The organism is Catenulispora pinistramenti, from assembly GCF_018274385.1.
GTDB lineage: Bacteria > Actinomycetota > Actinomycetes > Streptomycetales > Catenulisporaceae > Catenulispora > Catenulispora pinistramenti.
In genome coordinates this window covers 1-21,687 of sequence record NZ_JAAFYZ010000188.1, presented here as the reverse complement: position 1 = coordinate 21,687, position 21,687 = coordinate 1, and the positions used below count along the sequence as shown (strand labels likewise).

Genomic DNA, 21,687 nt, shown 5'->3' with positions numbered 1-21,687 from the left:
GGAGTTAAAGAGGCCTGAGGTGCGGCGGGATTGTGAACGCGAAAACCGGCAGCCGACAAACACACCCACCACCCCGAACCCCGAACCGGCACACCTATAACCGAAGGCCGTAAAAAGCCTTGAAACCCATAGACTAACCGCAACCCGACCCACAAACTCCACCCCCCGCAAAAAGATCCGACCACCACGAAGTCAGTCGAAAAGGCCGCCAGCGACCGAAAACGTTTGGCTGCCTATGGAATGGTGGCGGCTCGGTAACGTTGAACCTTCATGTCGCCGCCACCAAGCGGCGACCGGTGTGGTCTTCGACTCGGAGCACCCCCCGTGACAGCCGCAAATACAAGGGTATGCCTCTGCTATGTCCCTCGTCCGGAACGCGACGTCAGCCGATTCGCACTCGACGCCCACCGTGTGGCGCCGATGGGCGTTGCGTGCTCTGGTTCCGTTCGCGGCGCTGTTCCTGCTGCTCGCGGCGTTGTGGATGGCGGTGCGGATCACCCCGCTGCAGTCGGTGACCGGCGCCGGACAGACCGTCGAGGTCGGGGCCGCCTCCCCGGGGCTGGGCTTCTCCGGTCCGGGCGAGATGGATCTGTTCGGCCAGACCATCTCCACCCAGCCGCACTTTCCCGGGCCGGTTCGCCCCCGACTGCGGCTCACCCACATCACCGCCAACGCCGAACTGGAACAGCTCCTCGGCTCCGGCGACCACAACAGCGTGGGGCTGCTGGGCCGCCAGCTCTCCGAGGGCTGGCTGCGCTACGCGCTGTGGGAGGGCGCGGTGTCGGCGGGCATCGTCATCGTGGTCCTGGCCGCCGTCACCGGCGTACGCCGCTACTCGCTCCGCCGCACCACGGCCGTGCTGCTCAGCGGCGCCGTGACGATGACCGCCGTCAACCTCATCGGCTTCGGCCTGCTCGCCTCCGGCACCCCCGCGGCCCTGCGCCAGGTGCACTCCTTGTCCGACCTCGTCGGCCGCAGCTCCGGCTCCCCCGTGTCCCCGGCCGACGGCCCGACGCTGGGCACGATCCAGGCCGTCGTCATGGGCGACTCCACCGCGGCCGGCATCGGCAACCGCCCGGTGACCGACGCCGACCCCCTCGACAAGGCCTGCGGCCGCAGCGCCGACGCCTTCGCCGAACAGCTGGCCGAGGTGAACAACTGGAACGTCCTGAACCTCGCTTGCTCAGGCGCGACCGTCCGCACCGGCCTGCTCGACGCCCAGCCCGCGGGCCCCCTGTCCGCCCCGCCCCAGATCGCCCAGCTCCAGCGCGCCCCCGATGCCCGCGTGGTGATCGTCAGCATCGGCGCCGACGACCTGCACTGGGCCGACCTGACCCGGTTCTGCGCCGCCAGCCCCGACTGCGACGACCGCGCCACCGACGCCTACTTCCAGCAACAGACCGCCGCGTTCGTCCTGGACTACCGGGAGCTGCTGACACAGCTCGCGGCCCTGCCCAACCACCCGATGGTGATCGTCAACCAGTACTACGACCCCTTCGGCCCGGACACATCCTGCCTGGCGGCCGAGGACGTGGACGGCTCCAAGGCGACGGCCCTGCAAGGCCGGCTGGACCAGCTGAACAACGCGCTGAAGCAGGGCGCTGACGCGGCAGGCTTCACGTCGGTGCGGCCATCGTTCGCGGGCCACGCGCTGTGCAGCGCGGAGCCGTTCGTGCAGGGGCCGAAGGACCGCGCGCCGCTGCACCCCAATGCGGCCGGGGAGCTGGCTATCGCGCTGGCTGATCAGCAGGCGCTGTCCAAGGCTGGGAAGTAGGAGCGAGTGGTGAGGCGGGGCTTAGAGCCGATGCTTAGCGCCCGTTCTTAAAGCCCGCGCCTAGAGCCCGCGCCCGCGCTCAGCCCCGATAGTCGTGTCCTCACCGTGCCCGGTGTGAACGACCGTCTCGTCAGGCAGTACGAACAGCTTGGCCTTGATCGACGCCTCAAGCGTCGGACGGTCGCTATAAGAACGCCCTGTCGCCCCGGGACCGCCGTGGAACAGGGTGTCGCCGGTAAAGACACAGCCGAGTTCAGGTGCGTACAGACAAACACCGCCAGGCGCGTGCCCAGGCGTGTGCAGCACCCGCAACGTGACGCCACCGACCGCGAACGTCTGCTCGTCGCTCAGGTCGACATCCCACAGCGTCGCCTCCGCGTCCTCGGGCCCGCCGTGCACGAGCTCCCACAGCGGGCGATCCGCTGGGTGCAGCAGAATCGGCGCGCCGATCCGCTCCCGCAGCTCCGGCGCCACGCGGACATGGTCATCATGCGCGTGCGTGCACACGATCGCCTTGACCAGCCGCTCGCCCACTACCGCCAGGATCCCGTCCACCGAGTGCGGGGCGTCGATGACCACGCACTCGTGCTCATCGCCGACCACCCACACGTTGTTCTCGACCTCGAACGTCTCGCCGTCGAGGGTGAACGTCCCGGACGTCACACCGTGGTCGACGCGCGCCTCCGCGCCCATCGCCGCCCCCATCGCCGCCCCCATCAGAGGATCACCACCGACCGCAGCACCTCGCCGCGCCGCATCCGCTCGAACGCCGCCTCGATGTCGGTCAACGCGATCTCCTCGCTCACGAACGCGTCGAGGTCGAGCTTGCCGCGCTGGTAGAGGTCGACGAGGACCGGGAAGTCGCGGCTGGGCAGGCAGTCGCCGTACCAGCTGGACTTCAGGGCGCCGCCGCGGCCGAAGACGTCGATCAGCGGCAGGTCGGGGATGCGCATCTGCGGGGTGGGGACGCCGACCAGGACCACGGTGCCGGCCAGGTCGCGGGCGTAGAAGGCCTGCTTCCAGGTCTCGGGGCGGCCGACGGCCTCGATCACCACGTCCGCGCCGAAGCCGCCGGTCAGCTCCTGGATGGCGGCGACCGGGTCGGTGGCCGAGGAGTCGACGGTGTGGGTGGCGCCCAGCCGGGTGGCGGTCGCGAGCTTCTTGGCGTCGACGTCCACGGCGATGATCGGGTCCGCGCCGGCCAGCGCCGAGCCGGCGACGGCGGCCACGCCCACGCCGCCGCAGCCGATCACCGCGACCGACTTGCCGCGGGTGACGCCGCCGGTGTTGACGGCCGCGCCGATGCCCGCCATCACCCCGCAGCCGAGCAGCCCGACCGCGGCCGGCCGCGCGCTGGGGTCGACCTTCGTGCACTGCCCCGCGGCCACCAGCGTCTTCTCGGCGAACGCGCCGATGCCCAGCGCCGGGGTCAGCTCGGTGCCGTCCTCCAGCGTCATCTTCTGCGTGGCGTTGTGCGTGGCGAAGCAGTACCAGGGCTCCCCGCGCCGGCAGGCACGGCACTGGCCGCACACCGCGCGCCAGTTCAGGATGACGAAGTCACCGGGCGCCACCTCGGTGACGCCGGGGCCGACCGCCTCGACGACGCCCGAGGCCTCGTGCCCCAGCAGGAACGGGAACTCGTCGTTGATCCCGCCCTCCCGGTAGTGCAGGTCGGTGTGGCACACGCCGCAGGCCTGCACCTTCACCACGGCCTCGCCCGGACCCGGATCCGGCACGTTGATCGTCACGATCTCGACCGGCGCGCCCTCGGTCCGCGCGATGACCGCCTTCACCTGCTGCATAACACTCCTTCGTGGGTCGCCTGCCCTTGCCCGGGCGGCGTCGTGGGTGCCGAGTACGCGCCGAACGCGTGCCGACGACACGCCGCCGCCCTGACTGAAGCATGCCCTACAACGATCGCGACAGCCGAGTCTCACGCATTCGGCGTCACGATGTCACGACGTCACGATGTCACGGTTCGTCGAGCACTTCGACGAACCCCTCGGTGCCGTGCACGCGGATCAACTGCCCCTCCCGGATCAGCTGCGTAGCGCGTTCCACGCCCACCACCGCGGGCAGGCCGTACTCCCGCGCCACGACCGCCCCATGCGTCATCAGGCCCCCGACCTCCGTCACCAGCCCCTTGATCGAGACGAACAGCGGCGTCCAACTGGGATCCGTGAAGGTGGTGACCAGGATGTCGCCGGCTTCCAGATCGGCCTGCGCCATGTCCAGGACGACCCGGGCGCGTCCCTCGACGGTCCCGGCCGACACCGGAAGGCCGACCAGCGCGCCGGGCGGCAGCCCGTTGCGTCGGTAGGATCCGGCGATCGTCTCGCCGTCCGAGGTGAGGACCCGCGGCGGGGTCAGCGCTTGGTAGGAGGTGAACTCCTCTTTGCGCCGGCGGATGAGGGGGTCATCGCCGCGTTGCGTGCGCACGACGTCGGCGAGTTCCTGGAAGGTGAGGTGGAAGATGTCTTCCCTCTCACCGATCGCACCGGCGTCCACCAGGCGCTGGGCTTCTTCCAGCAGCGCCTGCTTGTAGACGAAGTATCGGCTGATCATCCCGTACTTCGGGTACTCCCGATAGCCGATGAACGTGCGGACCCGATCGATCATCGCCTTGGTCTCATCAGCCTTCTGCTCCCCGTCAGGCAAGGCGCGCAGCCGCTCCAGCACCTCCCGCTCCTTCGCGGCCGCCTCCTGCCGCCCACGCTCGAACCGCTCCGCACCGGCGCCCGGCCCGAAGTTCTTGACGTTGCCGAGGATCGTCGGGATGAGCGCGGTCGGCTGCTCGCTCCAGCGCGGCCTGGTGATGTCGATCTCGCCGGCGCAGCGCATCCCGTACTTGTCGAGGAAGCCCCGGATCGCGTCGCGTGCTTCGCAGCCACCGGCGCTGGAGAGCGTCAGCAGGCCGTCCAGAAAGTTCTCGTCCTCGGTCTTCGCCAGGAAGCCCACGACCTCTGGGTACGAACGGATCACGTCCGCGACGTCGAGCAGCGCCAGGCCCATCTCCGATGTGATGTTGCCGGGTGCGGACAGGGTGAGGGTGTCGGCTACGTTCGTCTCGGCCAGCCAGGACTGAACGTGCTCGTTGAGCCACGAAGTGGCGGCCATCGCCGACATCAGGACTTCGGTGCTGCGCGGGTCGAACAGGATGCGTTGCAGCTCCTTGATGTCCGACAGGATGAAGTCGACGAGGTCTGATCCGGTCTTCGTCCGGATCTCGTGTTTCAGGACCGCGATGGATGCTTGGGTCTGGTCGATGAGTTCGGCGACGATGGCCGGGTCGGTGTCGAGTGGCTCGGGGCGGCTGGCTGCCTGCGCTCCTTGTGCTCCCTGTGCTCCCTGTGCCGTGGCCGGGGCCGGGGCCGCAGGATCTGCGGCCGGTGGCTCGTCGGGGACCACCGTGATGAAGTCGCCGCGATCGAGAACGCTCTGCAACGCGTCCCCGGTCAGCGGATCCCCCTGCCCCATGACCTTCACGAGCCTGGGGCCCTTCGCCGGCGACGACAGCTCCCGGGTGACGTCGACCCACAGCCGCCCCGCGGCCTCCAGCATCGGGCGGCGCGTCGTCAGCCGCCACAGTGAGAGCCCCAGCGGCTTCATCGGATCGGTCATCATCTGCGGATGGCCGACGGACACGTAGACGTGGTTCTCTTCGTCGCCGACGTCGGGGACGGGGAACAGGGTCGTGATCGGCCGGCTCTGGACGATCTGGAAGCCGTCGTCGACCAGGCACCACTCGATGTCCTGGGGACGGCCGAAGTGGGCCTCGATCCGTCGTCCCAGGGCGTCCAGCCGCACCGCCTGCGCATCGGTCAGCGTCGGCCGCTCCCGGCCCTCCGGGTCGCGGTGCGTGATCGTCCTGGCCACGACCTCGCCGTCGCGCACCCCGTAGACGTCCGGGTTCACCTGACCGGACACCAGTGCTTCGCCGAGCCCGAAGACCGCCTCCACCGAGGCGATCCTCCGGTTGGACGTCACGGGATCGGCCGTGAACAGGACGCCGGCGGCCTCCGGGAAGACCATCCGCTGCACGACGACAGCCATGCGGACCTTGCGGTGGTCGAAGCCGTTCCGCAGGCGGTAGATGACGGCCCGCTCGGTGAACAGCGACGCCCAGCACCGGCTGATGTGCTCCAGCACCGCCGCCGGCCCCACGACGTCCAGATAGCTGTCCTGCTGACCGGCGAAGGACGCGGTCGGCAAGTCCTCCGCCGTCGCGCTCGACCGGACGGCGTAGGCGGCGGCCGGATCACCATGCCCGGCCAGCGCGCCGGTGATCGCCGCCGCCAGATCGTCGGGGATCGGAGTCGCCTCGATGGATCGGCGAACCTCCGCGCTCAGCCCGGAGATCGCCCCGCGGTCGTCGGGCCGCAGCCGCGCCAGCCGGTCGAGGCGATCATCGATCCCTGACACGGTGGCCAGCACCCGCTGAAACGTATCCGTGGTCACACAGAACCCGGCCGGCACGCTGACCCCGCCGATCCGGGACAGCTCCCCCAACGCGGCGCCTTTGCCCCCGGCGGCCGCGACCTGGGTCCGGTCGATTTCCAGGAGGTCCAGTACATAGCGGTCCAGTACATAGCGGTCCATCCGGCCACCTTACTGAGGGGCCGGACCGCGAGCACCGACCTCCCGTAGGAGGCTGTGCCTACCAGCGGGGAGAAAGCCGGTCGTGGCGGCACCGGACGGCCGGGGCGACGATGAGATCGCCAAGGATCGAAGAATCGAAGGACCGAAGAATCGACTGACCGACCGGCGTCTCCGGCTCGGCACCGGATACGCCCGCTGGAGAGCGGAGCACGACGATGCGTGAGTTCCTGGTCGAGATCACGACCGCCATCCCCGAGGGCACCAGCCAGGACGAGGTCGACAAGCGGCGCGCGGCCGAAGCCGTCCGGGCCCGCGAGCTGGCCGCGAGCGGCCACCTGTACCGGCTGTGGCGGCCGGTCGGCGAGCGGCGCAGCGTCGGCATCTGGTGCGCCGAGGATGAGGCCGAATTGAGGGAGAAGGTGCTCGGCACGCTGGCCCTGCACGAATGGATGACTGCTGAGGTCACGCCGTTGGAGCCGCACCCTAACGATCCGGGGCGGGGTGGTGCTGGTGGCGGCCAGGCGAGCGGTGACCGAGCGAGCGGTGGCCAGGCGGGTACGCGGTGACCGATGTCGAGCTGAGCGGGTCGCGCGACGGGATGCCCAGCATGGTCCTGCCGACGGCCTCGACACCGGCACCACCCGCACCCACACCGACACCGACACCGACACCGACACCAGCCTCGATACCGGCACCGGCACCGGCACCGATCCCGCCGGCGCACCTCGCAGCCGACCAAGCGGCTGAGCACGCACTCAGGCCGAGCACGCCGCCGCCCCGGCCCTGGAACCACGTCGCGCAGACCGCCGCGGCGCTCGCCGCCGGGATGGGAGTGGGCCGGTTCGTGTTCACCCCGATCCTGCCCGCGATGCACGCCCAAGCGGGCCTGTCCGCCGCGTCCGGCGCGAACCTGGCGACCGCGAACTACGTCGGCTACCTCATCGGCGCCGTCACCGGGATCGTGCGGCCGTCGCTGATCCGGTCCCGCTCGGTGCTGCGGATCTCCCTGGCCGTGCTCGTCGTGAGCCTGGCCGCGATGCCCGTGACGCACACCGTCACCGCGTGGCTCGTCTTCCGCCTGGCCGCCGGGATCGCGAGCGCGCTGGTCTTCGTCGTCGCCGTCAGCTCACTGACCAGCCACCTGCGCGGCCACCCGGCGCACCTGACCGGCTGGGCGTTCGGCGGGGTCGGCGGCGGCATCGCGTTGTCGGGGCTGCTCATCCTCGCCATCCGCGCCTTCGCCGGCTGGCAGGCCGACTGGTGGGCCGCCGCCGGACTGGCCGCGCTGCTCAGCGTTGTGGCGTGGAACCTGCGGCCGGAGACCGCCGCGACGGCAGCCGAGCCCCGCCACGAGCGGATCAGCACCCACCGATGGTTCACCGCACTGTTCATCTCCTACACCTTCGAGGGCATCGGCTACATCGTCGCCGGCACCTTCCTGGTCGCCGCGATCGAGCAGGGCTCGCCGGCCTGGGTCGGCAGCGGCGCGTGGGTGCTGGTCGGGCTGGCGGCGGTGCCGTCGTCCGCGGTGTGGGCCGCACTGGCCCGGCACCGATCGCGACCCGCACTGCTGGTCACGGCGCTGCTCATCCAGGCGGTCGGCATAGCCCTCCCGGCACTGGTCGGCGGCATCGCACCGGCGATGATCTCGGCCATCCTGTTCGGAGCCACCTTCATCGGGGTCAGCACACTGGCCCTAGGCACCGGCACCCATCTGCGGTTCCCGCGCTCGGTCGCCCTGCTGACCGCCGGCTACTCGGTCGGGCAGATCCTCGGCCCACTCGTCGTGACGCCGCTGCTGCAGCACGGCTATCGGCAGGCGCTGTTGTCGGCTGCCGGGTTCGTGGTGGTGTCGGCGGGTGCCGCGGTGGTGCTTGGGGTCGGGTTTCCGCATGCGGTTTCGGCGGCGGCCCGGATAAGTCCCCCTGATAGCCGCCGACCTATACAGCCCGACGACTGGGAGACGGATCGTGGGCGGCTGGTCAGGGGCACGGCCGGGCGTAGGCGACCGTCGGGAGGTACCGCGCCCACACCGCCGGGGTGAGCGCGTCTCCCGTGGCGGCGCACACGCGGTCGATCGCGTAAGTGACGTCCAGGTCGGTCAGATGGACGGTCCGGTCGTCGCTGGCGGTGGCGAGTATCCGGCCGTCGGGGCTGAGTGCCGCATTGTCGATGGGACCGGTGTGGTCGGCCACCGGGCCGCCTATCGCGGTGGGGTGTGCCAGATCGGTCACGTTCCACAGGCGGATCGTGCCGTCATCGCTCGTGCTGATCAGGGTCCTGCCGTCGGGGCTGAGGCCGACCCAGTAGACGTAGCTGGTGTGTCCGGTCAGCACCTGGCCGAACATGGTGGGATGCCGCGGGTCCGCCACGTGCCAGAACCGGATCGAGTGGTCCACCTCGCCGGTGATCAGGACGCTCCCGTCGTGCGTGAAGACACCGGCCAGGATGCCGTCGGTACCGGCGACCGCCCCGTTTCCCCACGCGGCCGGGTGCGCCGGGTCGGCGAGGTTCCACAGCCGCAGCGTGTCGTCTGCTCCCCCGCTGGCCAGCACTGTCCCGCGGGGGTTGAATGTCAGCCAGAACACGTAGTTGTGGTGGCCTGCCAGCGGTGGTGCGAGCGCGCGCGGGTGCGCGGGGTCGGTGGCGTCCCACAGCCGTATCGAGTAGTCCGCGCCCGAGCCGGCGAGCGTCCGGCCGTCTGGGCTGAACGCGACCGTGAGCATGTAGCCGGTGGGGCCGGTCAGCGGCGGGTTCAGCGCGGTCGCGCGCGCGGGGTCGGTCACATTCCACAGGCGCACGGTGTTGTCGCGGGCCGCGGTGGCCAGCGTACGGCCGTCGCGGCTGAACGCCACGCGCACGATCGAGCTGGTGTGGCCGGTCAGCGGGGGGCCCCAGGGAACCGGGTCTGCGGGGTCGGCGAGATTCCATAGTCGCGCCGTACCGTCGCTGCTGACGCTGGCCAGCGTCCGCCCATCGGGGCTGAACGCCACACCGTTGACGTCGCTGCTGTGGGCCACCAGGCGCGTTTTCGGCAGGCTCCACAGCCGTGTCGTGCCGTCGTCGGCGGCAGTGGCCAGTAGATGTCCGTTTGGGCTGAACGCCACCTGGTTCACAATGCTGCTGTGGCCGAGGAGCGGCTGCCCCAGGGCGACGGGATGCGCGAGGTCAGTGACGTTCCACAGCCACACCGTGTGGTCGTAGCCACCGCTGGCGAGTACGCGGCCGTCAGGGCTGAACGCCATCGACAGGACGATGTTGGTTTGGCCGACCAGCGGCGGGCCCCGTGGCGCTGGCCGCGCGGGGTCGGTGACGTCCCACAGCCGCACCGTGGAATCGTAGTACCCGGTGGCGAGCGTCCGGCCGTCCGGACTGAATGCGACAGCGTAGGCCGTGTTGACCTGGCCCGCGATCGAGTGGGTGGCCGGGCCGGGTATCGGCGCGGCCCACAGGACCGGGCGTGCGGGGTCGGTGACGTTCCACAGCCGCACTGTGCCGTCGGCATCGGCGACGGCGAGCGTCCGGCCGTCGGGGCTGAGCGTGGCCGACGACACGGCTGCGCCGTTGGCGAACGGCTGTCCCAGGGGCGTGGGCCTCGCCGGGTCGGTGACGTTCCACAACTGCAGGGTGCCGTCCTGGCTCGCGCCGGCGAGCCTGCTGCCGTCCGTGCTGAACGAGACCGAGACTGAGGGCCCGTGGCTTGACGGTCCGCGCAACGCAGCACCCCAGAGTCTGGGTGTGGCGGGGTCAGTGACGTTCCACAGCTGCATGGCGCCGTCGCCGTCCGCCGTGGCCAGCGTACGACCGCCCGGGCTGAACGCTACCGCGAGGACACCGCCGTCATGGATGTCGACCGGCGGCCCCCACGGGCGCGGGTTGGCGGAATCGGTCACGTTCCACAACCGCACCGTGCCGTCCTTGCCGCACGTAGCGAGCGTGCGCCCGTCTGAAGCGAACGCGGCGCCGTACACAGCGCCCGCATGGCCTGTGAGCGTGTGGGAGAGCGGGATGTTCTCAGTGCTGAGCAGGTCGGTGTACGCGTTCGAAGTCGCCTGCACACGGTAGGACGCGAGCATCATCTGCGCGGCGAGCGACGGATCGGTGCCCCGCAGCTGCTCGGCCTCGTTCAGCAGTTGGCTGGCGATCGCCTGATCGCGCTCGCGCTGGGCGGTAGCCCGCTGCTGGAAGGCGACGACGGCGAGGAAGGACGCGGCGAGCGCGAGCGCGCCCAGGGCCGCGAGTGCCGTCCGCCGGATACGGGCTCCGCGGCGGGCGTGCCGCAGCGACGCCGCGAGAAACTGTCGGACTCGCTCGCCGGGCGGCACGACGTGGTGGCGCGCCGCCCATTCCGTCGCGGCGGCCAGCCGACTGCCGCGATACAGATGGGCCGTGTCCTGGGCCTCACGCTCCCACGCGATAGCGGCGTCGGTGAGCTGCTGGTGGATCAGCAGCCCGGCGCGGTCCTCGTCGATCCAGCGGCGCAGCCGCGGCCAAGCGCTGAGCAGCGCCTCGTGGGTCAGCTCCACCGTGTCCGCGTCCAAGGCGATCAGCCGGGCGCGGGCCAGAGCGTCGAGTACCGGGCCGGTTTCGCCGGCATCGAACTCGCGGCGCAGGGCCGGACGTTTGGTGTCCTCGGTGCCCTCGCCCAGGGCGACCAGGCGCAGCAGGATCCCGCGCGCCACGCGCTGCTGGTCTTCGGCCAGCTCCTGGTAGGTCGCCTCGGCGGTGCGCGAGAGCGCGTAGTGGATCGCCCCGGCCGCCTCGTACCCGGCCACGGTCAGGGTGTTGCCGCGCCGGCGGCGCCAGGTCTCCTGCAGCGCGTGCGAGATCAGCGGCAGCGCGCTGGGCTGCCCTGCGGCGTCCGCGACGATCCGCGCCAGCAGCGCGCCCTCCACCACGCAGTCCACCACCGCCGCCGGACCGCTGATTGCCCGGCGCAACTCCTCGGTACTCATCGGCCCGACCAACACCTGCGCGTCGCGCAGCGCCTCGACCAGATCCGGATACTGCGCGCAACGCGGGTAGAAATCCGCACGCACCCCGACCACCACACGCGTACGGCTGTTCGGCTCCACCGCAGCGGTCAGCAGCAGTTTCAGGAACTGCTCGCGCTCGTCCTCGGCGCACAGTGTGAAGACCTCCTCGAACTGGTCCACCACCACCAGCAGATCCATGTCCGCCGGAGCGTCGAGCAGCGTCTGCAGCGCGGCCAGGTGCAGCGCGCGCGAGTCGTCGCGCAACTGCCGGTGCAGCCCCGACGCCGAGCTGCCGGCCAGCACCGCCAGCCGCGCGGCGCACTCATCCAGCGGATGCGGGCCGGGGGTGAACAAAAGCGCTGGCTGGCCCTGCCCGCCCGCGCTGTCGGTCGCACTATTCGCGTCGGCATTCACCCGAGGCAGCAGCCCGGCGCGCAGCAGCGAGGACTTGCCCGACCCCGACGCCCCGAACAGCGCGGTGAACCTGCGGGAACGCACGCGAGCGACCAGCTCGTCGGTCAGCCGCTCCCGACCGAAGAACCACCGCGCATCCCGCGCTTCGAACGCTGACAGGCCCGCATACGGGCACTGGTCATCTTCCTGCGGGCCGGGCTCGGGGTCGGCGCGGCGCCGCTCGCCTGCCAGTTCTGCGGCAAGCTCATGCCAGCGCGCCTCCCACTGCTCTGCTTCCGCGCCGCAAGCTCGCACGTACGCCAACGTCACCGCCAGGCTCGGCAGCCGCTTGCCTCCCGCCGCATCCGCCAGGGTGGTTGAGGAGTAGTGCGCGAGCCGCGCCAGCCGCCGGTACGGCGGCGAGCCCGCCTTCGCCCGCAGGGTTCGCAGATCCGCCGCGAACGCGGTCAGCGAGTCGTCCCCCTCCAGGGGCTGCTCCGATCTGGACACCGATCCGCCCCCCTCCGTGTCTGATCGACCACCCTAAGCAATCCGCCGAAGGCGTGGCAACCAACCATGTCAGAGCACTGATTATCGGTGGCCCGAGACCGGCAGCCCACCACGACGCGGCTGCGCCCCCGGCCGGGAGATGCGCTGCCGAAGCTCTTCGACGCTCATCGGGCGGACCAGCAACCGGCCCGACTCCGTCACCGCCGCCAACCCGACGTGCCCGGCTGCCGGCGGTTCGGAGCCCATACGCCGCCGCGTTTCCCCGCCTTCCGGGTCGCCGCCATAAGCACGAACGAACGGTTATAGACGCTCATCGCACCGGCGCACAACGCACTAACGGTCGCCTGCCCATTGTCTTGACTTTGATGTCCGGTGCAGAGCCGTCGACACCGGACAACGAGCCGCAGCTAGAACAGTGAGCGAACCCAAGCGTGTCCGACACGCGGGACGGGCCAACAACTCGAAGGGATCACCGCGATGAACGCAGTACGCAAGACGATCACCCGACGCGCCGCCCTCATGACGGCTGCCGCCGGCCTGGCAGCCACCGGCAGCGTCGCGATGGCGGCTGACGCCTCGGCGTCCACCTCGGCGGCGTACATCAGGTACGGATCGCATGGCGCGGGCGTCACCTGCGTGCAGAAAGCGCTGAACTACTACGACGGCGCAGGGCTGGTCGTCGACGGCATCGACGGCGTCGGGACAACCCACGCCATCGAGCACTTCCAGAGCGAGCAAGGCGTCACGGCCGACGGCATCGTCGGACCGAAGACTGGAAACTACATCTATTACATCAACTACTACGACGCGGGTGGCAGCGGCTGCTACGCGTACATCCCCACGACGTACTGACATTCCCGGGGCGCCCGATCCGGCAAGCCGATCGCCGGATCGGGCGGCATGCTGTTCGGGAGAAGGCCAGCTTTTCAATTCGTGGATCATCACAGACCACGAACACGAGAAGAGTCCGCTGGTCAGGAAACGAAGTTCAACCAGGGCTGGAGACACCGGCCGAACCAGGAGGCTCTTCATCTGGGGGCGGACCAGGGCTCCGGGGCGGTTCAGGGTGCCGGCGGCCGCGCTCGATGCGGCGGCCGGGGGCCGGTGGACGCGCAGCCGGTAGAACCACCGGGTGCGGCTCCGGGCCGGACGGCGATCAGTCCGGCCATCGATACGCGCAGCGCCTCCCGTCGCGCCCACCCCGCGGCGTCCACCCCGCCACCCTGCGCATATCTCACACTTATGGCATCCCGGCGACCGCGAGCCACAGCAGCACTCCCAGCCCGACTGCGACCCGGAAGCGTCAGTAGCATGATCGGCGGACCGACAGACCGCTTACCCGAAGGCAGCCCAATGGCAGACGCCACCGACAACGCCCGCATGATCGCCCACTGCTTGACCGATGCCGAGTTCGAGGGCATGCCCGGGTTCTATCGCAACAAGGTGCGCGATGCCTACCCGTTGCCCGGTCGGCGCCGGCTGCTGGTCTCGACCGACCGGCAGTCCGCGTTCGACCACGTCCTGGCCGCCGTGCCGCACAAGGGCCAGGTGCTCACCCAGACCGCGCGGTACTGGTTCGACGTCACCGCGGACGTGTGCCCCAACCACGTGCTGTCCTACCCCGACCCCAACGTGGTCCTGGTGAAGGACCTCGAGATGTTGCCTCTGGAGATGGTGGTGCGTGCCTACCTCACCGGGTCCACCAACACCAGCCCCTGGCCGATGTACGCCCGCGGCGAGCGGGTGCTCTACGGTCACCGCTTCCCCGAGGGGATGAAGAAGAACCAACCCCTGCCCGAGCCGATCATCACACCGACGACGAAGCCGGCCCAGGGCGGTCACGACAATGCCGATCACCGAGGCCGAGATCCTCAGCACCCAGCCCGTCACGCCCGAACAGTGGCACGAGATGGCGCAGAAGAGCCTGGCGCTGTTCGCCCGCGGCCAGCAGGTCGCGGCGGAGAAGGGCCTGATCCTGGTGGACACCAAGTACGAGTTCGGTCTCGACGAGAACGGGACCGTGGTCGTCGCCGACGAGATCCACACCCCCGACTCCAGTCGCTACTGGGTCGCGAACTCCTACGAGGAGCGGTTCGCGGCCGGCGAGGAGCCGGACAGCCTGGACAAGGAGTTCCTCCGGCTCTGGATCACCAGCCAATGCGACCCCTATACCGAGCCGATCCCGGCGATCCCGGACGACACCATCATTGAGTTCAGCAACAAGTACATCGCGCTCTTCGAGCGGGTGACCGGCCAGACCTTCGAGCGCCCGGACCCGGCGCTCTCGGTCCGCGCCCGCATCCGCGAGGCGCTGGCGCGGGAGTTCCCCGAGTATTTCTAGGCGCCGGCCGACCGATCACACTCGCCGCCCATGACAGAGAGCTGAAGATCCATACGGACCACGTGCGCCGCCGGACCACGTGCGCCGCCAGACCACTTCGGCGCCCGACCTGCTACGGTCCCTGGCATCCTCACTTGCCCCGACGTACCTGGAACTTCAATGACAAACCTCGGCTCCGACGTCCACGAAATCGACACCCTGATGTCCGGGCACGCCGGCATCACGGCCGGCTATGCGATCCTCGGCGACCATCCGGCGCTGGTCGAGACCGGGACTGCCAAGTCGGCGCCGGTGGTGCGGGATGCGCTCGCGGCGTTGGGGGTGGGGGCGGGGGATCTGCGCACCATTGTGGTGACGCACATTCACCTGGACCATGCCGGCGGGGTCGGGGATCTGGCGGCGATGTTCCCGAATGCGGAGATCGTGGTGCACGCCTCCGGGGCGCGGCATCTGGTGGATCCCGAGCGGCTGATGTCCAGTGCGCGGCGGGTGTTCGGGTCGCTGATGGATGACGTGTTCGGGCCGCTGTTGCCGACTGAGGCGCGGCGGGTGCGGGCTGTGGAGGACATCGGTTACATCGACCTCGGTGGTGGCCGGCGGTTGGAGACGCACCACACCCCCGGGCACGCGCGGCATCATGTCGGCCTGATCGACAACGTCACCGGTGACCTGTATGTCGGCGACGCCGCCGGCTTGTACATCCCCTCCGATGACCCTGACCAGCCCGGGGACGTCCGGCCCGGCACTCCGCCGCCGGACTTCGACCTGCCGCTGGCGCTGAACTCGCTGGAGAAGTTCCGCACGCTGCGGCCCACGCGCCTGCTGTTCAGCCACTACGGCCCGGTGCGCGATGTCACCGACACGCTGGCCCGGGCCGAAGAGGAGGTGCGGCTGTGGGTGGAGTTGGTGCGCGACGCCCGGACCAGCCGCCTGGATCTGGACCACGCGATCGAGATGGTGCGGGCGAAGACCGCGGCGCGGTATCCGGTGGAGCAGGCTAATGAGGAGACGCAGACGAAGTTCGAGGAGCTGTCGTCGTATGCGTCGAACATCGTCGGGATCAACATGTACCTGAACAAGGTGGATGGCTGGGAGCACCCGATGGCGGACGCCTCCAGCGCCGGGTGACTGGGGCCGGGTGACTGGACCCGGGTAGCTAGAGCCGGCTGACTAGAGCCGAGTGACTCGAACTGTCACCAGATCCACCAATCGGTTTATCGATAAGTCAGCAGAATCGGGAACGCGTCCACGACGTCCCGGACCACGGAGGTGGCCGCCGGGGCGGAATCCCCCTTGCCGCTGTCGATCCACACGGTCGCCAGCCCCACCGCGGCTCCGCCCCCGACGTCGGCCTGTGCGTTGTCGCCGACCATCCAGCCGCCGTCGGACAGCTCGCAGTCGGCGGCCTCGGCGGCGATCCGGAAGATCTCCGCGTCCGGCTTGCGCACACCCAGCGCCCCGGACACCGCGATCGAGTCCACCAGGCGGTCCAGGCCGGTGCGCTTGATCTTCCCGAGCTGGTTGTCCGCCTCGCCGTTGGAGACGATCCCGAGCCGCCATCCGGCGCGGCGCAACGCCACCAGCCCGTCGCGCACCTCGTCCCGCAGCTCCACCAACTCCGGCATGCGCCGCCGGTAGAGCCGCCACAAATCCTCCACAGGCTCGGTGAGCCCGTAACGCTCCCGCACGAGGGCGAAGTACTCGTCCCGCTTCTGGTAGGGATCCCAGGCCGCGAACAGCCATTCCTGTTCCGTCTCCGGCAGTCCGTGCTCCCGCGCGAACTCCGCTGCGAAGCGTCGGAAGGCCGGAGGCAACGCGATGAGTGTGTCATCCAGGTCGAACAACGCCAGCTGCCCCATGGCGATGATCGTACCGACCGCTACGCTTGGCTCAAGGCCCACCACGCCAGTGGGCCGTAAGGACTCCGGGAGGGCCGCCGCTGTGACCGAGACAGTCGTCGAGAGCACCGAATCCGCCGAATCCGCCGAGGGCACCGAATCCGCAGACCCCACCTACCCCGTCACCGCGCCGGCCGCGGCCCAGGCCGAGATACGGTCCGTGGAGCAGCTCCGCGAACTGCTCGGTGAGCCGATGGAGCGGGCGATCAACAAGGAGCGGACGCGGCTGCTGCCGATCGACCGCCAGTGGCTGGCCGCCTCCCCGCTGTGCCTCATCGCCACCTGCGACGACCAGGGCAACTGCGACGTCTCCCCCAAGGGCGACCCGCCCGGCTTCGTGAAGGTGCTGGACGAGACCCGGCTGGCCATCCCCGAGCGGCCCGGCAACCGGCGCGCCGACGGCTATCTCAATATGCTGAGTAACCCGCACGTCGGGCTGATCTTCCTCATCCCCGGCCGGAACGAGACGCTGCGGGTCAACGGCCGGGTGCGGCTGGTCCGCGACGCCCCATACTTCGACGACATGGTCGTCAAGAACCACCGGCCGATCCTGGCCCTCGAAGTCGAGATCGAGCAGATCTTCTTCCACTGCGCGAAGGCCTTCATGCGTTCCTCGCTGTGGAAGCCGCAGACGTGGGACCCCGACCAGCTGCCGCACCACGCCGCCATCGTGAAGTCGGTGCAGTGGACGCGGGAGTCGTTGGCGGAGCTGACCGAGTACTACGGCGAGAGCTACGAGAAGTCGATGTACGTGACCAAGAAATAGCTGGACGCGACTAAGAAGCGGCAGGTCAGGCGGCTACGCGGGACACGTGCCGGGGCACGTGCGAGGGCGGTCGCGGGAGCGGCTGTCGGCGGCGGCGGGTAACGTCGGATCATGGCTTTCAACTACCAAGTCGTCATCGATTCCGCCGACCCGCACACTCTGGCCGGCTGGTGGGCCGAGGCCGTCGGCTGGGATCTGGAGCCCTCCAACGAGGCGTTCATCCGCCAGATGGTCGCCGCCGGCCACGCGACCGAGGCCGACACCAAGACCCACAACGGCGTCCTGGTCTGGGCCGTCGGGCAGGCGATCGTGCACCCCGACGGCAAGGACGCCGGACCGGGGTCGCGGATCCTGTTCCAGGCCGTGCCGGAGCCGAAGACCGTCAAGAACCGCGTGCACCTGGACGTCAAGGTCGGCGAGGGGAATCTGGAGAGCGAGCTGGCGCGGCTGACCGCGGCCGGCGCCACCGAGCTGCACCGCGGCCAGCAGGGGCCGTCGCGCTGGGTGACGATCGCCGATCCGGAGGGCAACGAATTGTGTCTGCACTCGTGAACCCCACCGGTTAAAGTCAGGTCCATGACGTCCGAAGCGACCGCTGTCCGGGTCGACAGCTGGATCTGGTCGGTGCGGCTGACCAAGTCCCGCTCGATGGCCGCCGACGCCTGCCGGGGCGGGCACGTGAAGGTCAACAACGAGAGCGTGAAGCCCTCGCACCTGCTGCGGGTCGGCGACGAGGTGCGGGTGCGGCAGGACCAGCGCGAGCGGGTCGTGGTGGTCAGCAAGTTGGTCACCAAGCGGGTCGGGGCGCCGGCCGCCGCCGAGTGCTACGTCGACAACAGCCCGCCTCCGCCGCCGCGCGAGCTGTTCGTCGCGGTCGCGCTGCGGGACCGGGGCGCCGGGCGGCCGACGAAGCGGGACCGGCGGGACATGGACCGGCTGCGCGGGCGGCCGTTCTGAACGCGGCCGTTCCGAGAAACCGCGGCGCCGGACTCAGGGATATCCGGCACCGCGGCGTGGGCTTGCTTGGTGTGACGCAGGCCGGTCCGGCCTACTTCTTGCGGCCGTACCGGGTCTCCGCGTACTTCTTCATGATCGCGAACGTCTTCGGGTTGCGGGCGAACGTCGCCGGCTCGAACGGCGTGGAGTACCGGCGGCGGGTGATGGCCTTGGGCCGGGTGAACTCGCGCAGCCCGTCGGCGCCGTGGATGCGGCCGAAGCCGGACTCGCCGACCCCGCCGAACGGCAGGCCCGGGATGCCGGCGAAGGCGATGACGGCGTTGACCGAGGTCATGCCGCTGCGCAGGCGGCGCGCGATGGCCGCGCCGCCGCGCCGGGCGAAGACCGAGGCGCCCAGGCCGTAGTCGGTGGCGTTGGCCAGCTCGATCGCCTCCTCCACGTCCCGCACGCCCTTGACCGTGATCGTCGGCCCGAACGTCTCCTCGCGCACCGCGCTGGAGTCCTCCGGCGCGTCCAGGAGCACGGTCGGCTCGACATAGGGGGCCCGCACCGCGCCGCTGCCGCCGACCACCGCCGTGGCACCCTTGGCCAGGGCGTCGTCGATGTGCTTGCGGACCACGTCGAGCTGCGCGGGCATGGTCATCGGACCGTAGGCGGCGTCCGGGCCCTGGCCGGGGGCCAGCGCCAGCTTCTGGATCTGCGCGGTCAGCTCGGCGACGAACTCGTCCTTGACCGAGTCCACGACGTAGACCCGCTCGATGCCCACGCAGGTCTGCCCGGCGTTCGACATCGCGCCCCACAGCGCGGCGTCGGCGGCCTTGGCCAGGTTGGCGTCGCCGGCCACGATCATCGCGTCCTTGCCGCCGCACTCCATCAGCACCGGGGTCAGCGACGGCGCGCACGCGGCCATCACCTTGCGCCCGGTCCGCGCGCTGCCGGTGAACGCGATCTTGTCCACCCCGGACTCACACAGCGCGGCCCCGGTCGGCCCGGTGCCGGTGACCAGCCGCAGCACGTGGTGCGGGGCGTCCGGATTGGCCCGGTCGAAGGCGTCGACGATCCACTTGCCGATCGCGGTGGTGTACTCCGAGGGCTTGAACACCACGGCGTTGCCGGCCGCCAGCGCGTAGGCGATCGACCCCATCGGAGTGAACACGGGGTAGTTCCACGGCCCGATGACGCCGACCACGCCCAGCGGCTGGTACTCCAGGCTGGCCGCGTGGTTGGACATCAGCAGGCCGGAACCGACGCGGCGCGGGTGCAGCACCTTGCGCGCGTGGCCGGCGGCCCAGCCGATGTGCTCGATGGCGAGGAAGACCTCCAGGAAGGCGTCCCCGCGGGGCTTGCCGTTCTCCTGGTGCATCAGCTCGCACAGGTCGTCGAGCCCGCGGGTGATGACGCCGGCCCACCGGCGCAGCCGGCGCTCGCGCTCGGCCCAGGTCAGCGCCGCCCACCAGGCGGCGGCCGGGCGGGCCTCGGCGACCACGGCCCGCACCTGCTCGGCGGTCATGGCGGGGAAGGTGGCGACCTCGCCGCCGTCGGCGGGGTCGTAGGAGACGAAACTGGAGGCGCCCGGTTCCAGGACGCCGACAGCCGGGCCGTTAGCTGAACCCTGATCGCTCATGGCTGACTGCCTCTTCCTTGCGGAGGGGGTGGGTGGGTCGGGGACGGATGGTGCCGGACCGTGTCCGGTCGATCGCTACCGCTGAGTAACGTCGATGTTCCGATCCTTCACCTCGAAGCGGCCCGGGGCAATAGGGAGTTGGGGCTTGTGGTGGATCTGGTGGTGGATCTGGGCTCTTCGAACTTGACCGTGCCTGGTGCCGGCGTCACGCGTGCTCTGAGATGAAGTAGTACTCCAGGTCTTCGTGACGCTCGGGCCAGTCGAACGTGTAGGCAAGTTCCGGCCACGCCTCGTCCGGGATGCGCCACTTGCCGATGTTGCCGGTGCCGACATCAGCCATCGATCTCGCTATGGCCAGTTGCTTCCTGTTCGCCGCGATCTCGACATGCACGCTGCCGTATCGATCAACACCAACGACGAAGCACCGGAATTGATCATGCGGCATGTTGGTTGCCCCCTTCCCGTTCAGCGTAGAGCAGCTCCCACCTTCATGAACGTCGCGGCCGGCTGTATCGGCCGCTGGTTCGGGTAGCGAGGTGTCCGCGGGCTCGTCGGGTGGTGGCGCAGCGGGCACGGAGCCGCTGGTTGGCGGGATTGCGGTAGCCGAAGGCGCAGCGGGCGTCGGTCTTGATCGCGCGGTTGATGCCCTCGGAAGCGGCGTTCGTGATGCCGGTGGCGATCCCGGCCAGGATCTGCGGCCACCAGGTGGAGACCGTGGTCGCCAGGCGTTCCATCTCCGGCAGTCCGGAGGCGGCGGCGGACTCGTAGAACCTGGTCAGCCGAGCGGAGATCGTCGTTCGGTCGGCGCCGGTGCCGTGCAAGGCCAGCAGGTCCATCAGGTCCTCTTTGCAGTTCCAGGCGGCCAGGATCGGCTGGCCGATCTTCTTTGGGAGGGCTTCCAGATCGGCGACCATGGGGTCCAGGTGGGCGGCGTGCATCCGCGCGGCGGATCTGGTCAGCCGGTTGCGCAGCTCCCACTCGCGGTTGCCCTTGCGGCCCAGGTCGCAGAATCCGACATGCCACCGGTCAGCGACGACCTCCCAGACGTCGCTGCCGTCCGGGCCGGTGACCAGCCGGAACTTTGCCTTGCCGCGCCGGGTCTCATCGATCCCCAGATGCTCCACCGTTGGCGTGACCTCCGGCAGCGTGGCCTTCGCCGCGGCGGTGAACGCCGCGTTCGCGATCGGCCAGGACACCTCGAAGTCGCGGGCGGCCTGCACCACGGTGCGCCCGTGATCGGCCACGGCCGACCCGATCGCGGCCCTGGACCTGGCCGTTAGTCGGTGCCGGGGCGGTATCGAGGGCAGCGCCTCGGTGAACGTCTTGCGGGCGCACTGCTCGTTCCCGCAGCGCCGTACGGCGCTTGGTCCATCTCAGCGCCGTACGGCGACCGGCCACTGGCAGATCCCGAGGTCGAGTCCGCACCCAGGAGTGCGGACGCTCGGAGCGTACTCCGCACCCGGGACAGCAGCGGGCCTGCTCGCAGGCGGTGACCAGGTCCAGCATCGGGAAGTCGTCCTCGCCGACGTCCACGGCGACCACCTCCACCCCGGGCAGGCCGAACAGACGGGTCGTATCGTTGGACAAGCCCGTGGCCCTTCTCGTGATCCTTTAAGCTTCGCAACTCGAAGAATCACAGAGCGTCACGGGCGCCTTGCATCCATCAAGGCCCTGATCTCACCAAGGCACCCGCAAACTCATCAAGCACGGTCAAGTTCGAAGAGCCTGGATCTGGTGGGTGTCTGGTGGCGATCTGGCGAGGATCCAGCGGGACTCCGCGCGGGAAAAGGCCGACCGGCGGCTGCCCTGGGGGGGGCGGCCGCCGGTCGGTTGGGGGTGGGGTCAGTGG

Annotated in this window: 15 protein-coding genes and 2 pseudogenes; 9 read left to right on the top strand and 8 right to left on the bottom strand. The window is 70.0% G+C overall.

From position 1 onward, the window contains the following. Positions 1–358 precede the first annotated feature (358 nt). Positions 359–1,774: an SGNH/GDSL hydrolase family protein gene (locus KGQ19_RS36860; protein WP_230420003.1), complete on the top strand. Its 1,416-nt coding sequence runs from the start codon at positions 359–361 to the stop codon at positions 1,772–1,774. 60 nt (positions 1,775–1,834) lie between these two features. On the opposite strand, the gene KGQ19_RS36855 is transcribed toward KGQ19_RS36860, so the two are convergent. The 3 genes from KGQ19_RS36855 to rph form a co-directional block, all read right to left on the bottom strand. Then, positions 1,835–2,491: an MBL fold metallo-hydrolase gene (locus KGQ19_RS36855; protein WP_230420002.1), complete on the bottom strand. Its 657-nt coding sequence runs from the start codon at positions 2,489–2,491 to the stop codon at positions 1,835–1,837. After that, positions 2,491–3,576, bottom strand: a complete 1,086-nt coding sequence (locus KGQ19_RS36850; RefSeq protein ID WP_212018011.1) for an S-(hydroxymethyl)mycothiol dehydrogenase — start codon at positions 3,574–3,576, stop codon at positions 2,491–2,493. Before KGQ19_RS36850 ends, KGQ19_RS36855 begins: the two co-directional genes overlap by 1 nt. Before the next feature lie 169 nt (positions 3,577–3,745). Beyond that, on the bottom strand, positions 3,746–6,373 hold the full coding sequence (gene rph, locus KGQ19_RS36845) for a rifamycin-inactivating phosphotransferase (protein WP_212018009.1): 2,628 nt from the start codon (positions 6,371–6,373) through the stop codon (positions 3,746–3,748). Positions 6,374–6,588: 215 nt separating this feature from the next. Here rph and KGQ19_RS36840 point away from each other — a divergent pair, with 215 nt between their 5' ends. After that, positions 6,589–6,939, top strand: coding sequence for a muconolactone Delta-isomerase family protein (locus KGQ19_RS36840; protein WP_212018007.1), 351 nt, complete (start codon positions 6,589–6,591; stop codon positions 6,937–6,939). A 260-nt stretch (positions 6,940–7,199) separates the two neighbouring features. After that, on the top strand, positions 7,200–8,417 hold the full coding sequence (locus tag KGQ19_RS36835; RefSeq protein WP_268908102.1) for a YbfB/YjiJ family MFS transporter: 1,218 nt from the start codon (positions 7,200–7,202) through the stop codon (positions 8,415–8,417). On the opposite strand, the gene KGQ19_RS52235 is transcribed toward KGQ19_RS36835, so the two are convergent. Continuing rightward, complete coding sequence (locus KGQ19_RS52235; RefSeq protein WP_212018003.1) at positions 8,356–12,252, bottom strand: nSTAND1 domain-containing NTPase; 3,897 nt, start codon at positions 12,250–12,252, stop codon at positions 8,356–8,358. The two genes, KGQ19_RS36835 and KGQ19_RS52235, sit on opposite strands and share 62 nt — an antisense overlap. A gap of 477 nt (positions 12,253–12,729) precedes the next feature. Here KGQ19_RS52235 and KGQ19_RS36825 point away from each other — a divergent pair, with 477 nt between their 5' ends. From KGQ19_RS36825 to KGQ19_RS36810, 3 genes and pseudogenes are all read left to right on the top strand, one after another. After that, a complete protein-coding gene (locus KGQ19_RS36825) occupies positions 12,730–13,104 on the top strand; it encodes a peptidoglycan-binding domain-containing protein (protein ID WP_212018001.1) in 375 nt (124 codons plus the stop codon). A 501-nt stretch (positions 13,105–13,605) separates the two neighbouring features. Next, positions 13,606–14,593, top strand: a pseudogene (locus tag KGQ19_RS53090) (phosphoribosylaminoimidazolesuccinocarboxamide synthase). 159 nt (positions 14,594–14,752) lie between these two features. Then, on the top strand, positions 14,753–15,721 hold the full coding sequence (locus KGQ19_RS36810; protein WP_212017997.1) for an MBL fold metallo-hydrolase: 969 nt from the start codon (positions 14,753–14,755) through the stop codon (positions 15,719–15,721). Between the two features lie 86 nt (positions 15,722–15,807). Here the strand turns inward: KGQ19_RS36810 and KGQ19_RS36805 are convergent, their stop codons facing one another. After that, a complete protein-coding gene (locus tag KGQ19_RS36805; protein WP_212017995.1) occupies positions 15,808–16,452 on the bottom strand; it encodes an HAD family hydrolase in 645 nt (214 codons plus the stop codon). A 190-nt stretch (positions 16,453–16,642) separates the two neighbouring features. Here KGQ19_RS36805 and KGQ19_RS36800 point away from each other — a divergent pair, with 190 nt between their 5' ends. From KGQ19_RS36800 to KGQ19_RS36790, 3 genes are all read left to right on the top strand, one after another. Beyond that, positions 16,643–17,257 carry a pyridoxamine 5'-phosphate oxidase family protein gene (locus tag KGQ19_RS36800; RefSeq protein ID WP_368862217.1) on the top strand — a complete coding sequence of 205 codons (615 nt, stop codon included), beginning with the start codon at positions 16,643–16,645 and terminating at the stop codon, positions 17,255–17,257. A 111-nt stretch (positions 17,258–17,368) separates the two neighbouring features. Beyond that, complete coding sequence (locus KGQ19_RS36795; RefSeq protein ID WP_212017993.1) at positions 17,369–17,809, top strand: VOC family protein; 441 nt, start codon at positions 17,369–17,371, stop codon at positions 17,807–17,809. 24 nt (positions 17,810–17,833) lie between these two features. After that, positions 17,834–18,214 carry an RNA-binding S4 domain-containing protein gene (locus KGQ19_RS36790; RefSeq protein ID WP_212017991.1) on the top strand — a complete coding sequence of 127 codons (381 nt, stop codon included), beginning with the start codon at positions 17,834–17,836 and terminating at the stop codon, positions 18,212–18,214. Positions 18,215–18,305: 91 nt separating this feature from the next. On the opposite strand, the gene KGQ19_RS36785 is transcribed toward KGQ19_RS36790, so the two are convergent. From KGQ19_RS36785 to KGQ19_RS36775, 3 genes and pseudogenes are all read right to left on the bottom strand, one after another. Next, positions 18,306–19,838, bottom strand: coding sequence for an aldehyde dehydrogenase family protein (locus KGQ19_RS36785; protein WP_212017989.1), 1,533 nt, complete (start codon positions 19,836–19,838; stop codon positions 18,306–18,308). Between the two features lie 205 nt (positions 19,839–20,043). Further along, entirely contained in the window at positions 20,044–20,283 is a 240-nt protein-coding gene (locus KGQ19_RS36780; protein ID WP_212017987.1) for a hypothetical protein, read from the bottom strand. A gap of 43 nt (positions 20,284–20,326) precedes the next feature. Beyond that, a pseudogene (locus KGQ19_RS36775) lies at positions 20,327–21,308 on the bottom strand (transposase); the annotation flags it as partial. Positions 21,309–21,687: the final 379 nt, after the last annotated feature.

Bases quoted from the DNA above. Each gene is read 5' to 3' on its own strand.
- KGQ19_RS36860 (WP_230420003.1), top strand. From the start codon at position 359: ATGTCCCTCGTCCGGAACGCGACGTCAGCCGATTCGCACTCGACGCCC.
- KGQ19_RS36855 (WP_230420002.1), bottom strand. From the start codon at position 2,491: ATGGGGGCGGCGATGGGGGCGGCGATGGGCGCGGAGGCGCGCGTCGAC.
- KGQ19_RS36850 (WP_212018011.1), bottom strand. From the start codon at position 3,576: ATGCAGCAGGTGAAGGCGGTCATCGCGCGGACCGAGGGCGCGCCGGTC.
- rph (WP_212018009.1), bottom strand. From the start codon at position 6,373: ATGGACCGCTATGTACTGGACCGCTATGTACTGGACCTCCTGGAAATC.
- KGQ19_RS36840 (WP_212018007.1), top strand. From the start codon at position 6,589: ATGCGTGAGTTCCTGGTCGAGATCACGACCGCCATCCCCGAGGGCACC.
- KGQ19_RS36835 (WP_268908102.1), top strand. From the start codon at position 7,200: ATGGGAGTGGGCCGGTTCGTGTTCACCCCGATCCTGCCCGCGATGCAC.
- KGQ19_RS36825 (WP_212018001.1), top strand. From the start codon at position 12,730: ATGAACGCAGTACGCAAGACGATCACCCGACGCGCCGCCCTCATGACG.
- KGQ19_RS36810 (WP_212017997.1), top strand. From the start codon at position 14,753: ATGACAAACCTCGGCTCCGACGTCCACGAAATCGACACCCTGATGTCC.
- KGQ19_RS36805 (WP_212017995.1), bottom strand. From the start codon at position 16,452: ATGGGGCAGCTGGCGTTGTTCGACCTGGATGACACACTCATCGCGTTG.
- KGQ19_RS36795 (WP_212017993.1), top strand. From the start codon at position 17,369: ATGGCTTTCAACTACCAAGTCGTCATCGATTCCGCCGACCCGCACACT.
- KGQ19_RS36790 (WP_212017991.1), top strand. From the start codon at position 17,834: ATGACGTCCGAAGCGACCGCTGTCCGGGTCGACAGCTGGATCTGGTCG.
- KGQ19_RS36785 (WP_212017989.1), bottom strand. From the start codon at position 19,838: ATGAGCGATCAGGGTTCAGCTAACGGCCCGGCTGTCGGCGTCCTGGAA.
- KGQ19_RS36780 (WP_212017987.1), bottom strand. From the start codon at position 20,283: ATGCCGCATGATCAATTCCGGTGCTTCGTCGTTGGTGTTGATCGATAC.